General features: G+C 72.5%; 15 protein-coding genes and 3 pseudogenes. 16 read left to right on the top strand and 2 right to left on the bottom strand.

Annotated elements, in window-relative coordinates:
* Window positions 1-7: 7 nt before the first annotated feature.
* The 4 genes from rpoZ to ACZZ0J_RS03615 are packed head-to-tail and all read left to right on the top strand — an operon-like array spanning window position 8 to window position 3,514.
* Window positions 8-271: a DNA-directed RNA polymerase subunit omega gene (gene rpoZ, locus ACZZ0J_RS03630; RefSeq protein WP_114849971.1), complete on the top strand. Its 264-nt coding sequence runs from the start codon at window positions 8-10 to the stop codon at window positions 269-271.
* A 5-nt stretch (window positions 272-276) separates the two neighbouring features.
* Entirely contained in the window at window positions 277-1,488 is a 1,212-nt protein-coding gene (metK, locus tag ACZZ0J_RS03625; protein WP_111083919.1) for a methionine adenosyltransferase, read from the top strand.
* Between the two features lie 8 nt (window positions 1,489-1,496).
* Complete coding sequence (locus tag ACZZ0J_RS03620; protein WP_463434904.1) at window positions 1,497-3,230, top strand: primosomal protein N' family DNA-binding protein; 1,734 nt, start codon at window positions 1,497-1,499, stop codon at window positions 3,228-3,230.
* Window positions 3,227-3,514, top strand: a complete 288-nt coding sequence (locus ACZZ0J_RS03615) for a hypothetical protein (RefSeq protein ID WP_463434902.1) — start codon at window positions 3,227-3,229, stop codon at window positions 3,512-3,514. Before ACZZ0J_RS03620 ends, ACZZ0J_RS03615 begins: the two co-directional genes overlap by 4 nt.
* A gap of 81 nt (window positions 3,515-3,595) precedes the next feature.
* On the opposite strand, the gene ACZZ0J_RS03610 is transcribed toward ACZZ0J_RS03615, so the two are convergent.
* Window positions 3,596-4,051: a DUF4383 domain-containing protein gene (locus tag ACZZ0J_RS03610; protein WP_463434900.1), complete on the bottom strand. Its 456-nt coding sequence runs from the start codon at window positions 4,049-4,051 to the stop codon at window positions 3,596-3,598.
* A 96-nt stretch (window positions 4,052-4,147) separates the two neighbouring features.
* On the opposite strand from ACZZ0J_RS03610, the pseudogene ACZZ0J_RS03605 reads away from it, so the two are divergent.
* Both ACZZ0J_RS03605 and ACZZ0J_RS03600 read left to right on the top strand, forming a co-directional pair.
* Window positions 4,148-5,082, top strand: a pseudogene (locus ACZZ0J_RS03605) (methionyl-tRNA formyltransferase).
* Window positions 5,079-6,652, top strand: a pseudogene (locus tag ACZZ0J_RS03600) (RsmB/NOP family class I SAM-dependent RNA methyltransferase). Before ACZZ0J_RS03605 ends, ACZZ0J_RS03600 begins: the two co-directional pseudogenes overlap by 4 nt.
* 16 nt (window positions 6,653-6,668) lie before the next feature.
* Here ACZZ0J_RS03600 and ACZZ0J_RS03595 read toward each other — a convergent pair.
* Complete coding sequence (locus ACZZ0J_RS03595; protein WP_463434898.1) at window positions 6,669-7,322, bottom strand: NAD(P)-dependent oxidoreductase; 654 nt, start codon at window positions 7,320-7,322, stop codon at window positions 6,669-6,671.
* A 62-nt stretch (window positions 7,323-7,384) separates the two neighbouring features.
* On the opposite strand from ACZZ0J_RS03595, the gene ACZZ0J_RS03590 reads away from it, so the two are divergent.
* The 10 genes and pseudogenes from ACZZ0J_RS03590 to ACZZ0J_RS03545 all read left to right on the top strand — a co-directional run bounded on the left by ACZZ0J_RS03590 (window position 7,385) and on the right by ACZZ0J_RS03545 (window position 13,635).
* Window positions 7,385-7,591 carry a TetR/AcrR family transcriptional regulator gene (locus ACZZ0J_RS03590; RefSeq protein ID WP_463434896.1) on the top strand — a complete coding sequence of 69 codons (207 nt, stop codon included), beginning with the start codon at window positions 7,385-7,387 and terminating at the stop codon, window positions 7,589-7,591.
* Between the two features lie 265 nt (window positions 7,592-7,856).
* Window positions 7,857-7,985, top strand: coding sequence for a hypothetical protein (locus ACZZ0J_RS03585; protein WP_463434895.1), 129 nt, complete (start codon window positions 7,857-7,859; stop codon window positions 7,983-7,985).
* A gap of 47 nt (window positions 7,986-8,032) precedes the next feature.
* The gene (gene rpe / locus ACZZ0J_RS03580; RefSeq protein WP_463434893.1) at window positions 8,033-8,692 is read left to right on the top strand and encodes a ribulose-phosphate 3-epimerase; all 660 of its coding nucleotides are present in this window, start codon (window positions 8,033-8,035) and stop codon (window positions 8,690-8,692) included.
* Window positions 8,693-8,751: 59 nt separating this feature from the next.
* The gene (locus ACZZ0J_RS03575) at window positions 8,752-9,015 is read left to right on the top strand and encodes a phosphoribosyl-ATP diphosphatase (RefSeq protein ID WP_111084162.1); all 264 of its coding nucleotides are present in this window, start codon (window positions 8,752-8,754) and stop codon (window positions 9,013-9,015) included.
* Window positions 9,016-9,085: 70 nt separating this feature from the next.
* Window positions 9,086-9,925 carry an ATP phosphoribosyltransferase gene (gene hisG / locus ACZZ0J_RS03570; protein ID WP_111083926.1) on the top strand — a complete coding sequence of 280 codons (840 nt, stop codon included), beginning with the start codon at window positions 9,086-9,088 and terminating at the stop codon, window positions 9,923-9,925.
* Window positions 9,922-10,707 carry an imidazole glycerol phosphate synthase subunit HisF gene (gene hisF, locus ACZZ0J_RS03565; RefSeq protein WP_463434891.1) on the top strand — a complete coding sequence of 262 codons (786 nt, stop codon included), beginning with the start codon at window positions 9,922-9,924 and terminating at the stop codon, window positions 10,705-10,707. Before hisG ends, hisF begins: the two co-directional genes overlap by 4 nt.
* Before the next feature lie 43 nt (window positions 10,708-10,750).
* A pseudogene (hisI, locus tag ACZZ0J_RS03560) lies at window positions 10,751-11,196 on the top strand (phosphoribosyl-AMP cyclohydrolase).
* Window positions 11,193-12,737: an anthranilate synthase component I gene (locus tag ACZZ0J_RS03555; RefSeq protein ID WP_463434888.1), complete on the top strand. Its 1,545-nt coding sequence runs from the start codon at window positions 11,193-11,195 to the stop codon at window positions 12,735-12,737. Before hisI ends, ACZZ0J_RS03555 begins: the two are co-directional and overlap by 4 nt.
* Window positions 12,734-13,399, top strand: coding sequence for a Trp biosynthesis-associated membrane protein (locus ACZZ0J_RS03550; protein WP_463434886.1), 666 nt, complete (start codon window positions 12,734-12,736; stop codon window positions 13,397-13,399). The genes ACZZ0J_RS03555 and ACZZ0J_RS03550 overlap by 4 nt, the downstream gene beginning before the upstream one ends.
* The gene (locus ACZZ0J_RS03545) at window positions 13,396-13,635 is read left to right on the top strand and encodes an HGxxPAAW family protein (protein ID WP_173168620.1); all 240 of its coding nucleotides are present in this window, start codon (window positions 13,396-13,398) and stop codon (window positions 13,633-13,635) included. The genes ACZZ0J_RS03550 and ACZZ0J_RS03545 overlap by 4 nt, the downstream gene beginning before the upstream one ends.
* The last annotated feature ends 10 nt before the right edge of the window (window positions 13,636-13,645 follow it).

The following is a 13,645-nucleotide window of genomic DNA, read 5'->3' as shown; positions in this document are numbered from 1 at the left end:
AGACTCCATGGCCAACCCCCAGGGCATCATCGACCCGCCCATCGACGACCTGCTCAGCAAGGTCGAGTCGAAGTACGCGCTCGTCATCTTCGCTTCCAAGCGTGCGCGTCAGATCAACGACTACTACGCCGACCTGCACGAGGGCTCGCTCTTCGACAACGTCGGCCCGCTCGTCGACTCGACGATCGACGACAAGCCGCTGTCCGTGGCTCTCCACGAGATCAACGAGGACAAGCTCACCGTCACCAAGCAGCAGCAGCCCTCCGACTGATCCCGGTGACTGCAGCTGCTCTGCGCCTCTTCACGTCCGAGTCGGTGACCGAGGGGCACCCCGACAAGATCTGCGACCAGATCTCGGACAGCATCCTCGACGCGCTGCTCACGGTGGACCCGCACGCTCGGGTCGCCGTCGAGACGATGGTGACGACCGGGCTCGTTCACGTCGCGGGCGAGGTCACGACCTCGGGCTACGTCGAGATCCCCAAGCTCGTCCGTGACGTCATCACGGGCATCGGCTACAACTCGTCGGACGTCTCCTTCGACGGCGCCACGTGCGGCGTCGAGGTGTCGATCGGTGCGCAGTCGCCGGACATCGCGCAGGGCGTCGACGAGTCGCTCGACTCCCGCACCGGCGCGGTCGACCCGCTCGACCGTCAGGGTGCTGGCGACCAGGGCATCATGTTCGGCTTCGCGACGAACGAGACCCCCGAGTACATGCCGGTCGCGATCTGGCTGGCGCACCGCCTGGCCGAGCGTCTGGCCGCCGTGCGCAAGTCCGGCGAGCTGGCGTTCCTGCGCCCGGACGGCAAGACGCAGGTCACCGTCGGCTACGACGGCGTCGTGCCGAAGACCGTCGAGACCGTCGTCCTGTCGACGCAGCACTCGCCGAGCGTCACGCTGGAGCAGCTCACCGCCGAGATCACCGAGCACGTGATCCGTCCGGTGCTCGACCTCGTCGACCTCGACTCCTCGCACGTCGACGTCATCGTCAACCCGACCGGCCGCTTCGAGATCGGTGGCCCCCAGGGCGACGCCGGACTCACCGGCCGCAAGGTCATCGTCGACACCTACGGCGGGGCCTCCCGTCACGGTGGCGGCGCGTTCAGCGGCAAGGACCCGTCCAAGGTCGACCGCTCGGCGGCGTACGCGCTGCGCTGGGTCGCGAAGAACGCGGTCGCCGCGGGCCTCGCCGACCGGCTCGAGGTGCAGGTCGCCTACGCGATCGGCCGCGCGAAGCCCGTCGGGCTCTACGTCGAGACCTTCGGCACCGGACACGTCGACGACGCCACGATCGAAGCCGCGATCCGCCAGGTCTTCGACCTGCGTCCGGCCGCGATCATCCGCGACCTCGACCTGCTCCGTCCGATCTACGCGCAGACCGCGACGTACGGACACTTCGGCCGCGAGCTCCCCGGGTTCACCTGGGAGCAGCTCGACCGCGTCGAGGAACTCCGCGCCGCCGCAGGGCTCGTCACCGCCGCCGTCTGAGGCACCGCGTGACCACCGTCGCGCGCGTCGTCCTCGACTCGCCGCTCCCGCAGTTGGACCGTCTGTTCGACTACCGGGTGCCGGCCGAGCTCGAGGACGACTGCGTGCCGGGGGTCCGCGTGAAGGTCCCGCTCCGCACCGGGGCGCGGATGTCCGACGGCTACGTCGTCGAGATCGTCGACGAGGGCGACTACCCGGGTGAACTCAGCGCGATCGAGACCCTGGTGTCACCCGTCCCGGTCCTGGCGCCGGAGATCTGGAAGCTCGCCCGCGCCGTTGCCGACCGCGCCGCCGGTGTTGCGTCCGACGTCCTGCGCCTGGCCGTGCCGACCCGCCAGGTCCGCGCCGAGAAGGCCTGGCTCGCGCGGGACACCTCGTGGTCGCCGCCCCCGGTGTCCGCACCGCCGGTGACCGGATACACCCCGGGCATGCTCGAAGGCGTGATCGCCGAGCACGATCGCGCTGCGGTCGCCGCGGTTCCCCACCCCGTGGCGCTGGTCAGGTGCTCCGGTGCCGACAGCGACGGAGACGACGCCGGCGACGCCGACCCCGTCTGGGTTCCAGGATGGGCCGCGACGCTTGCCCAGGCGGCCGCGCACACCCTCGCGGCCGAGCAGTCCGCCGTCATCGCCGTCCCCGACTTCCGCGACGTGATCGACCTCGAGCGCGCGCTGCTCGCGGTGCTGCCGTCGGAACGGGTCGTGCGCTTCGACGCCAAGCAGACGAACGGGCAGCGGGCCAAGGCACTGCTGCAGGCGCGGACCCACCCCGTCGTCGCGATCGGCAACCGCACGGCGGTGTACGCACCGGCGACCGATCTCGGGCTCATCGCGATGTGGGACGACGGCGACGCCTCGTTCATCGAGCAGCGCGCGCCGTACGTGCACACGCGTGACGTCGCCCTCGTGCGGGCGGCGCAGTCGGGCGCCGCACTGCTGTTCCTCTCGCACGCCCGCAGCACCGACGTGCAACGGCTCGTCGAACTGCACTGGCTGCAGGACGTCACGCCGTTCCGGGTGAAGACCCCGAAGGTCATCCCCACCGTGCAGCAGACCTCGGCCGAGGGCTACGCCGCGCAGGCGCGCATCCCGAGCTCCGCCTGGCGTGCCGCGCGCGAGGCCAGCCAGCACGGCCCGGTGCTCGTGCAGGTCGCGAGCCCCGGGTTCGGCACCGGGCTCGTCTGCGCGGAGTGCGGTGAGCGGGCGCACTGCCGGATCTGCGGCGGTCCGCTCGGCAGTCCGCACCGCGGTGCCACGCCGCAGTGCCGGTTCTGCGGTGCCCTCGCCGTGGGGTTCCGCTGCCCGACGTGTGGCAACGGCACCGTGAAGCCCGTGGGACAGGGCGCCCAACGCACCGCCGACGAACTCGGGCGGGCGTTCCCCGGCACCCGGATCGTGGTGGCCGACGGCTCGCGCCCGCTCGACGAGGTGCCCGCGCGGCCCTCCGTCGTCGTCGCGACCCGCGGTGCCGAGCCGAGCGTGCCCGGCGGTTACGCGTGCGTGCTCCTGCTCGACGGCGAGAAGATGCTCGCGCGCGAGGGCTGCGCGTGCAGGAGGACGTGCTCCGGTTCTGGACGAACGCCGCCGCGAAGGGCGCTCCCGGGGCCGAGGCGTACCTGGTCGGCATCGGCGGCAAGCTCGCGACGGCGATGGCGCTCTGGCGGCTCGACGGTCCCGCGCACGACGAACTCACCGACCGGCGCGAGCTGCACTTCCCGCCGGCGGTCCGCGTGGCGACGATGACCGGCACCGACGAGGCCGTCACCGCCGCCGTCGAGGCCCTCGAAGGTGCGACCGCGGGCCCGGTGCTCGGCCCGGTACCCGTCGAGGACGACGCCCTGCCGGGCACGGTCCGGGCGATCGTGCGGTTCCCGTACGCCCACGGTCCCGAGGTCGCGGCGACCCTCAAGGCTGAGGTGATCCGGCGGTCGTCGACCCGGCGGGTGCTCAAGGGTGGCAACCGGCGTCGAGCGGCACCGACGCTGCGGGTCCGGCTCGACGACGCCGAACCCTTCTCCGAGGTCTGACCCCGCCCAGCTCCGACGCAGAACGACACCCTCGGCGTCGTACGACGACGAGGGTGTCGTTCCGAGTCCGCGGCAGCAGCGTCAGGCGTGCGCGGCCCGCCCACCGACGCGCGGGAACACCACGCCGAGCGCGACCATCCCGACCGCGAGCACGAGGTGCAGCCAGTTGTCGGCCCAGTTCAGCGGCACGAAGTTCGCGCCGAACGAGTGCCCGGCGGTGAACAGTCCGTAGACCCAGAGCACGAAGTAGACGACCCCGCCGAGCACCAGGTACATCCGCGACCCGGTGGCGTACCCCGCCGCGAGCACCCCGACGACCCCGAACAGCAGGTGCACGACGTTGTGCAGCACCGACACCTGGAAGACCCCGAGCAGCATCGCCATCGACCCGTGGCCGGCGCCCGCGAGCGAGCCGGACGTCAGCCCGGGAACGAACCCGGCGATCCCGACCAGCAGGAACACGACGCCGACGAGCAGCGCGACCTTCTGGATGCTGGACCCTGCGAAGCGGTCGGTGGACGTGGTGACGTCGGACATGGGAACCCCTCTCGTGCTGTGCCGCAGACCGTACCCACCCGGTGCGGCGCCGGTTCGGGTCAGTCCACCGAGCGCGCGCGTGGGAGGATCGAACCCATGCGTCTCGTCGTCGCCGGCAGCCCCGCTGCGGCCGTCCCCACCCTCCGCCGCCTGGCGGCGTCCGACCACGAGATCGCTGCGGTCCTCACGCGTCCGCCGACACCGCAGGGCCGGAAGCGGGTGCTGACGCCGACACCGGTCGCGCAGGTCGCCGCGGAGCTCGGACTGCCCGTCATCGAGGCGAGCCGCGTGGACGACGACGTCACCGCGCGCATCGCCGCGCTCGACGTCGACCTCGGTGTCATCGTCGCCTACGGGGCGCTGCTCCGCCGCCCGGCGCTCGATGCCCCGCGCCTCGGCTGGGTGAACCTGCACTTCTCCGACCTGCCGGCGTACCGGGGTGCCGCGCCGGTCCAGCGGGCCGTGATGGCGGGGGACACCCGCACCGCCGCGTCGGTCTTCCAGCTCGTCGAGGCGCTCGACGCCGGCCCGGTGTTCGCGGCGGACCCGTTCGAGATCGACCCGGAGGCCACCGCCGGCGAGGTCCTCGCCGCCATGGCCGAGTCGGGTGCCGAGACCGTCGCCCGGGTGGTCGACGCCATCGCCGCCGGCACGGCCGTCGCGACCGAGCAGACCGGTGAGCCGACGCTCGCACCGAAGCTGACCATCGATGACGGGCGCATCGACTTCGACGCTCCGGCGGCGATCGTGCACGCCCGTCTGCGCGGGGTCACCCCGAGCCCGGCGCGTACGCCCACCTCGGCGAGACCCGCGTGAAGCTGCTCCGCAGCAACCGCTTGACAGGAGGCCCCGCGGACCCCGCCCCGCACCTCGCGCCCGGTGCGCTGGCACTCCACGGCGGTCGGCTGCTGGTCGGGACCGGTGACACTCCGCTGGCGCTGCTCGAGGTGCAGCCGGCCGGCAAGAAGGCGATGGACGCCGCAGCCTGGGCCCGTGGCCTGGGCGAACTGGACGGGAAGGTCCTCGCATGAGCCAGCCGACGAACACCCGGGGCGCCCGCCGCGGTCCCCGCCCCGCGAACGCCCGTCGTGTCGCGTTCGACGTGCTCCGTGCCGTGCAGGTCGACGACGCGTACGCGAACCTGCTGCTGCCGACACGCATCCGTCGTGCCGGCCTCACCGCGCGCGATGCCGCGTTCGCCACCGAGCTCACCTACGGCTCGATCCGGATGCTCGGTCGCTACGACGTCATCATCGCGCTGGCGTCGGGTCGTCGGCCGGAGAACATCGAGGCCGACGTCCTCGACGTGATGCGGCTCGGCGCCCACCAGCTGCTCGCCATGCGCACCCCGACGCACGCCGCGGTCGACGCCACGGTCGAGCTCGCCCGCGAGGTCGGTGCCCGCCGTGCCACCGGCTTCGTGAACGCCGTGATGCGCAAGATCGCCGCGCGTACCGACGACGAGTGGGACGGGCAGATCACCGAGGGCCGTGGCGGCGACGCCCTGCTCGCCACGCGGTGGTCGCACCCGGTCTGGGTCGTCTCGGCACTGCGCGACGCCCTCGCCGCGGAACGCTCCCGCGACGAGCTCGCCGCCCTGCTCGCCGCCGACAACGCCGCGCCCCGGGTGCAGCTCGCGGCGCTGCCCGGGCTCGCCACCGACGAGGACATCGCCACCGCGACGGCGCGCACGGTGCCCGACGAGGACGCAGGCGACGATGCCGCGTTCGCCGACGCGACGGGCGCGGCGGACGTGCCGGCGGCCCTGGTGCCCGCCGACGACGAACCGGAGGCCGACGGCGCGACCGGCACCGTGCCTCCCGTCCGGACCGTCGACCCCCTGCCGGCCGCCGACGCCCTGCCGGTCTCGCCCGTCGGGATCCGCGGTATCTCCGGTGACCCCGCGCGCGTGCCGGGCGTCGCCGCCGGGCGCCTGCGCGTACAGGACGAGGGCTCGCAGCTCGCCGCCCTCGCGCTGAGTCGGTCGTCCGCGGTGCGCGAGGGCGAGCGCTGGCTCGACATGTGCGCCGGCCCCGGCGGCAAGGCCGCGTTGCTCGCGGCCGAGGCGCAGCAGGGCGGCGCGACACTCGTCGCGAACGAGCTCGTGCCGGCACGTGCCGGACTCGTGCGGAACGCCCTCGGGGTGTTCGGCGACCACGTCCGCGTCGTCGAGGGCGACGCCCGGCGCTACGGCCGCGACGGCACCGGGATGACCTTCGACCGCATCCTGCTCGACGCGCCGTGCACCGGCCTCGGCGCCCTGCGTCGGCGTCCGGAAGCACGCTGGCGGAAGACCCCGAGGACGTCCAGGAGCTCGCGGCCCTGCAGACCGAGCTGCTCGACGCCGCGGTCCGGGTGCTCGCACCGGGTGGGACGCTCGCGTACGTCACGTGCTCGCCGCACCTGGCCGAGACGCGCGGGCAGGTCGACACGCTGATGGGGCGGCACGGGGGAGTCCTCGAGCAGCTCGACACCGCGACGATCGTGCGCGGGGTCGCCGCGCGCGACCCGGAGATCGCGGACGGCAACACGGCGCAGCTCTGGCCGCACCGGGTCGGCACGGACGCGATGTTCATCGCGTTGTTCCGTCGCGTGGGCTGAGCGCGTCGCCCGGCGTTCAGGCCGCTCGCCGGTAGGCGCTGCCGTCGCAGGTGTGCACGGCCGAGTCGTCGAACAGCGCCCGCAGGTTGTACGCGGCACAGTCCCGGAACGTGCCGATGCTGATCCACCGCGCCGACCGGCGGAGCTCGCCCTTCGTGGGACCGTCCGAGCCGATGCCGGCCCGGTGGACGGTCCAGGCGATGTCCTGCGCGTCGGCGTCGAGGTAGCGCATGACCGCCTCGTTGTCCGCGTGCTGGCCGCGGTAGTCCCGCGCGAGCGTCGACCGGACGACGCGGAGCACGGGGGCGAGCCGCTTGCCGGGAGGGGCGCTCAGCCCGCCGGCCTGGTACAGCAGGCGCCGGGTGCCGTTCCGGCGCATGGCGGGGACGAGGGCGCGGACGAACTCCGTGTTGACGGGTCGCTCGCGTTGCGCGGCGACGTCCCCGAGCATCACGACGACGCCCGTCACGCCGTCGAGCAGTGCATCGAGGTCGAGGTCGTCGGTGACCGAGCCCTGCACGACCTGCAGGTCGTCGTGCTGGACGGCCAGCTTCGACGGCGTCCGTGCGACTGCTCGGACGCGGTGCCCGGCGTCGAGTGCGAGTCGGGTGAAGTGCTGGCCGGTCTGGCCGGTCGCGCCGAACACGAGGAGGGTCTGTTCCGAAGGCATGTCGTCAAACTAGGCGTTGCCTAGAAAATAGTCAATGCCTAGTTCGGGACTAGGATGTCCTCATGACCGAGCGGCCCTTCCACCACGGGAACCTGCGGGCGGTGCTCCTCGACGAGGCCGTCGCGGTGCTGCGGGAGTCCGGGGTCGACGGACTCTCGCTCCGCGACCTCGCCCGCCGCGCCGGGGTCAGTCACGGCGCCCCCGGAGTCACTTCGTCGATCGGCAGGCGCTCCTCGACGCCCTCGCCCAACTCGGCTTCGACCGGTTGACCGCTGCCGTGCGCCGGGCACTGTCGGGTGCCGACGGGCTGGAGGACCGGTTCCGCCGGGTCGCCCTGGCGTACGTGGACTTCGCGATCGACGACGCGGCGCTGATGGACCTCATGTTCCAGGCGAAGACGACCGGCCGGATGGGCCCCGTGCAGGCTGCCGCGGAGTCGCTGTTCGCGGTGCTCGAGGGTGCCGTGGGAACCGCGACGACGGGGACGACGGTGCGGACGCCCGACTCCTCTTCAAGCTCCTGTTCGCGGCGACCATGCAGGGGATCGCCACCCTGGTCGTCTCGCACCGGATCGACCGGGCGCAGGGCGAACGGCTCGTCGACGCCGCGCTCGAGACGATGCTCGGCTCGGAGCTCGGCACCCGGGTGGTCGGCGGGCGCTGACGTCGCCGCGGAGCGGCCCGGCAGGCTCGCGCCGGTAGGCTTGCCCGGTGACGATCCGCATCTCGCCGAGCATCCTGTCCGCCGACTTCGCGAACCTCGAGCGTGAACTCCACCGCATCGAGACCGCCGACCTGGTGCACGTCGACGTGATGGACAACCACTTCGTGCCGAACCTGACGCTCGGGCTGCCGATCGTCGAGCGCCTGCAGCAGGTCTCCCCGGTGCCGCTCGACGTGCACCTCATGATCACCGACGCCGACGTCAACGCACCGAAGTACGCCGAGACGGGTGCGTCGAGCGTGACGTTCCACTTCGAGGCCGCGGACGACCCCGTGGCCACGGCCGCCGCGATCCGCTCGAACGGGGCCCGTGCCGCCGTCGCGGTGAAGCCCGGCACCCCGATCACCCAGGTGCTGCACCACCTCGACGCCTACGACATGATCCTGCTCATGACCGTCGAGCCCGGCTTCGGCGGCCAGTCGTTCATGCCGTCCGTGATGCCGAAGCTCGCCGACGCCCGTGCGGCGGTCGACGCCTCGGGGCTCGACGTGTGGCTCGAGGTCGACGGCGGCATCTCGGTGGACACCGTGCCCGAGGCCGTGCGCAGCGGTGCCGACACGCTCGTCGCCGGGTCGGCCGTCTACGGCGGTGAGCCCGCCGCGCGGATCGCGGACCTGCGCGAAGCGGCCGCGCGGGCGCGGGCATGAGCGCGACCCGTCCGGACGGTACGTCGGAAGCGTCAGCGGAGACCGGTAACCTGGACCGCGTGAAGACGTTCGACGACCTGTTCCAGGAGCTCACCGAGAAGGCGCGCACGCGCCCCGAGGGCTCCGGCACCGTCGCCGAACTGGACGCCGGCGTGCACCAGATCGGCAAGAAGATCGTGGAAGAAGCGGCCGAGGTCTGGATGGCGGCCGAGTACGAGGGCGACGAGCGCACCTCGGAGGAGATCTCGCAGCTCGTGTACCACCTGCAGGTCCTCATGGTCGCGAAGGGGCTGTCCCCGGCGGACATCTGGCGACATCTGTAGGACGCGCTCGGGCACTGCCCCTGCACCGACCTCGATCCGCCACGACCCCGACCAGAAAGCAGACCCCCTGATGCTCCGCATCGCCGTGCCCAACAAGGGCTCCCTGTCCGAGACCGCGTCCGACATGCTGCGCGAGGCCGGGTACGCCGGACGCCGCGACCCGAAGGCGCTGCACCTGCTCGACGAGCGCAACGGCGTCGAGTTCTTCTTCCTCCGCCCGCGGGACATCGCGACCTACGTCGGCTCCGGCGCACTCGACGTCGGCATCACCGGCCGTGACCTGCTGCTCGACTCCGGTTCCGAGGCGCACGAGGTCGACGCGCTCGGCTTCGCCGACTCCACCTTCCGGTTCGCCGGCACGCCGGGCCGGTACAGCACGCTGCAGGACCTCGACGGCGTCCGGGTCGCGACGAGCTACCCGGGCCTGGTCGGCGACTTCCTCGCTCGCCACGGGGTGACGGCGACGCTCGTCAAGCTCGACGGGGCCGTCGAGAGCGCCGTGCGTCTCGGTGTCGCCGACGCCGTGGCCGACGTGGTCTCCACGGGCAGCACGCTGCGGCAGGCCGGCCTCGAGATCTTCGGTCCGGTCATCCTCGAGTCGACCGCACTGCTGGTGTCGACCGACGAGACGATCCCGGGCATCGACGTGCTCCGCCGTCGACTGCAGGGTGTGCTCGTCGCGCGCGGCTACGTCATGCTCGACTACGACATCCCCACCGCGCTGCTCGAGCAGGCGACCGCCGTCGCGTCCGGCATCGAGTCGCCGACGGTGTCGCCGCTGCACGGCCGCGACTGGTCCGCCGTGCGCGTGATGATCCCGCGCGACGACGCGAACCTGATCATGGACGCCCTGTACGACCTCGGGGCCCGCGCCATCCTCGTCAGCCCGATCCACGCGGCCCGGCTGTGACCGCGGCAGCCACGGCGCCGGGCGGCGTGGCCGTCCGCGTCATCCCGTGCCTCGACGTCAAGGGCGGCCGGGTCGTCAAGGGCGTGAACTTCCTCGACCTGCAGGACGCCGGTGACCCGGTCGAGCTCGCCGCGCGCTACTACGAGCAGGGTGCCGACGAGCTGACGTTCCTCGACGTCGGTGCCACGATCGAGAACCGCGCCACGATGTACGACACGGTCACCCGCACCGCCGAGCAGGTGTTCATCCCGCTCACGGTGGGCGGCGGAGTCCGTTCCGTCGACGACGTGTCCCGCCTGCAGCAGTGCGGCGCGGACAAGATCGGCGTGAACAGCGCCGCGATCGCCCGGCCCGACCTCGTCGGCGAGATCGCTGACCGGTTCGGCGCGCAGGCCGTCGTGCTGTCGCTCGACGTCAAGCGCTCCGACCGCACCGCGTCCGGCTTCGTGGTCACCACGCACGGCGGCCGCACCGAGACCGACATCGACGCGATCGCCTGGGCGCGCGACGCCGTCGAGCGGGGCGCGGGGGAGCTGCTCGTCAACTCCATCGACGCGGACGGCACGAAGAACGGGTTCGACCTCGAACTCGTCGCCGCGGTGCGGTCGGTCGCGCGGGTCCCGGTCATCGCCTCGGGAGGCGCGGGTCGGGTCGAGCACTTCGCCCCCGCCGTCGACGCGGGTGCGGATGCCCTCCTCGCCGCGTCCGTCTTCCACCGCGGCGAGATGACGGTGGGCGACGTCAAGGCCGCGCTGCGCGCGACCGGCCACGCCGTCCGCTGAACCGCCGCCGCCCGCTGATCCGCCGCCGTAGGCTAGGAGTCTCATGACCGACAGCACCAGCACCGACACCGACGCGGTCCTCGACCGCGCACGTTTCGGTGCGGACGGGCTGCTCCCGCCATCGTGCAGGAGGAGTCGTCGAAGGACGTCCTCATGCTCGGGTACATGGACCGGGAAGCGCTCCGCCGCACCCTCACCGAGGGGCGCGTGACCTTCTGGTCGCGGTCGCGGAACGAGTACTGGCGGAAGGGTGACACGTCGGGGCACGCGCAGTACGTGCGCGACGCGGCGTTCGACTGCGACGCCGACACCCTGCTCGTCACCGTGCAGCAGGTCGGGGCCGCGTGCCACACCGGAGCGCACCGCTGCTTCGACGTCGATCCGCTCGCGCCCGTGACGGCGTCGGCGCCGACGGACGCGACCGCGTCCGGGCCGACGGACGCGACCGCGTCTGCCCCGGCCGACACGGCAGTGGAGGCGAGCCGATGACGACCGCGACGACCTCCGATGCGCCGCACACGACCTCCCGGCCGGAGTTCGACGCCCTGCTGCGCGACCACCGCGTCGTGCCGGTGGTGCGCGCGCTCTACGCCGACAGCGAGACGCCGGTGGGTGTCTACCGGAAGCTCGCCGACGGCCGGCCCGGGTCGTTCCTGCTGGAGTCCGCGGGCCAGGGCGGCCTCTGGTCGCGCTGGTCGTTCGTCGGTGTGCGCAGCTTCGGCGTCCTCACGCAGGAGGGCGACCGCGCCGCCTGGATCGACACCGGCATCGACGCCGAACGTGCGGTCGGCTCGCTCGACGGCGAACCGCTCGAGGTCCTGGCGCGCCTGCACGAGCGCTGGGCCACCCCGCGGGTGCCCGGCTCCCCACCGCTCGTCGGCGGGACGGTCGGGTTCATCGGGTGGGAGGCCGTGCGCCAGCTCGAGCACCTGCCGAACGTGCCGCCGGCCGACTTCGACGTGCCCGGACAGGCGCTGTCATTCGTCTCCGAACTCGTCGCGCTCGACCACCGCACCGGGCTCGTCCTGCTCGTCGCGAGTGTGCTGAACGACGGTACCGACGACGCCGACACGCTCTGGTCCGACGCGCAGCGCCGCCTGGACCGCCTGCAGGCCGACCTCGTCCAGCCGAGCGTCGCGACCGTCGCCGAGGCGTTCGAGATCGCCGAGCCGACGCCGACGCACCGTTCCACGCCGGACGAGTACATGGCCGCGGTGGAGCGCTCGAAGGAGTTCATCCGCGACGGCGACGTGTTCCAGGTCGTGATCTCGCAGCGCTTCGACCACGAGGTGACCGCCGACCCGCTCGACGTGTACCGGGTCCTCCGGACGTTGAACCCGAGTCCGTACATGTACTTCCTGGCCCTGGCGGACACCGCCGACGAGCGGTACTGGATCGTCGGCGCCTCGCCCGAGGCCCTGGTGAAGGTGCAGTCCGGCCGCGCCATCACGCACCCGATCGCCGGGTCGCGTCCACGTGGTGCGACGCCGGAAGAGGACGTCCGCTTCGGTGACGACCTGCTCGACGACCCGAAGGAACGCGCCGAGCACCTGATGCTCGTCGACCTGGCCCGCAACGACCTGCAGAAGGTCTGCGAGCCCGGTACCGTCGCGGTCACCGAGTTCATGACGGTCGAGCGGTTCAGCCACATCATGCACCTGGTGTCGAGCGTCGAGGGTGCGGTGCGCCCGGGGATGTCCGCCATCGACGTGTTCCAGGCGACGTTCCCGGCAGGCACCCTGTCCGGTGCGCCGAAGCCCCGCGCGCTGGAGATCATCGACGAGCTCGAACCGGCGAAGCGCGGTGCCTACGCCGGGGTCGTCGGCTACTTCGACTTCGCCGGTGACGCGGACATCGCGATCGCGATCCGCACCGCCCTGATCAAGGACGGGGTGGCACGTGTGCAGGCGGGTGCCGGCCTGGTGGCGGACTCCGACCCCGCCACCGAGCACGAGGAGACCATCAACAAGGCGGCGGCACCCCTGCGGGCCGTCGCCACGGCGAACCGGATGCGCGAGGTGCGCTCGTGAAGCGCTCGCGCCCGATCGTCGTCGTCGCCGGACTGCTCGTCGCCGGCATCATCATGCTGGCCTGGACGCAGACCTGGTTCACCGTGGACCTGCACGCCGGTGCCGCCGTCACCTCGACGGTCGACGCCGACGGGGCCGCGGTCGTGCCGCAGTACACCGCCCTGGCGATCGCGAGCCTGGCCCTGTTCCTCGCGATGACGATCGCCGGCCGGGTGCTGCGCATCGTGCTCGCGTGCGTCGAGATCCTGCTCGGTCTCGGCGTCGTGGTCAGCGCCATCACCGCACTCGGTGACCCGGTCGCCGCGGCGAAGGGTGCCGTCGGCGCGGTGGCCGGGGTCAGCGACCTGACCGCCGTGCGCCGCGTCGTGTCCGGCGTCGACGTGTCGCTCTGGCCGGCCGTCGGCATCGCCGGTGGGGTCCTGGCCGTCCTGCTCGGTGTCGTCGTCATCGTCGTGCAGCGTGCGTGGCCCGGTCCGAGCCGGAAGTACGGGGCAGCGACCGCCGGAGCCGCCGCCGACGCGCGTGCCGCAGCCCCGGTCGTGCGCGACGCCGTCGTGGACTGGGACGACCTCAGTGCTGGGGTCGACCCGACCGACGGCACGGTAGGATCGGATGGGCGTCGGTCGACCGACGACGCCGGAGCAGAACGAGGAGCACCGTGAGCAACACTGAGCCCGCAGAACTCGGCGAAGGCCACTCGCCGGCCGCCTGGACCGCCGTCGTGATCATGCTGATCGGATTCGCGGCAGGCACGCTGTTCTTCTGGTTCGACCAGCCGTGGGGTGTCTGGGCCTCCGCTGCCGTCGTCGTCATCGGTCTGGTCATCGGCGCGGTCATGGCGAAGGCCGGCTACGGCGTGAACGGCCCGAAGTACGTCGCCAAGCACCACGCCGAGTAGGACTCGCATG

The sequence above is a fragment of the Curtobacterium sp. AC272 genome, assembly GCF_979258155.1.
This window is presented reverse-complemented; position numbering and strand designations above follow the sequence as displayed.

Coding starts and splice junctions, on each gene's coding strand:
- ACZZ0J_RS03555 (WP_463434888.1), top strand. CDS start 11,193: ATGACGACCGCGACGACCTCCGATGCGCCGCACACGACCTCCCGGCCG.
- ACZZ0J_RS03610 (WP_463434900.1), bottom strand. CDS start 4,051: ATGTCCGACGTCACCACGTCCACCGACCGCTTCGCAGGGTCCAGCATC.
- ACZZ0J_RS03595 (WP_463434898.1), bottom strand. CDS start 7,322: ATGCCTTCGGAACAGACCCTCCTCGTGTTCGGCGCGACCGGCCAGACC.
- ACZZ0J_RS03615 (WP_463434902.1), top strand. CDS start 3,227: ATGACCGGCACCGACGAGGCCGTCACCGCCGCCGTCGAGGCCCTCGAA.
- ACZZ0J_RS03590 (WP_463434896.1), top strand. CDS start 7,385: ATGACCGAGCGGCCCTTCCACCACGGGAACCTGCGGGCGGTGCTCCTC.
- hisG (WP_111083926.1), top strand. CDS start 9,086: ATGCTCCGCATCGCCGTGCCCAACAAGGGCTCCCTGTCCGAGACCGCG.
- ACZZ0J_RS03585 (WP_463434895.1), top strand. CDS start 7,857: ATGCAGGGGATCGCCACCCTGGTCGTCTCGCACCGGATCGACCGGGCG.
- rpoZ (WP_114849971.1), top strand. CDS start 8: ATGGCCAACCCCCAGGGCATCATCGACCCGCCCATCGACGACCTGCTC.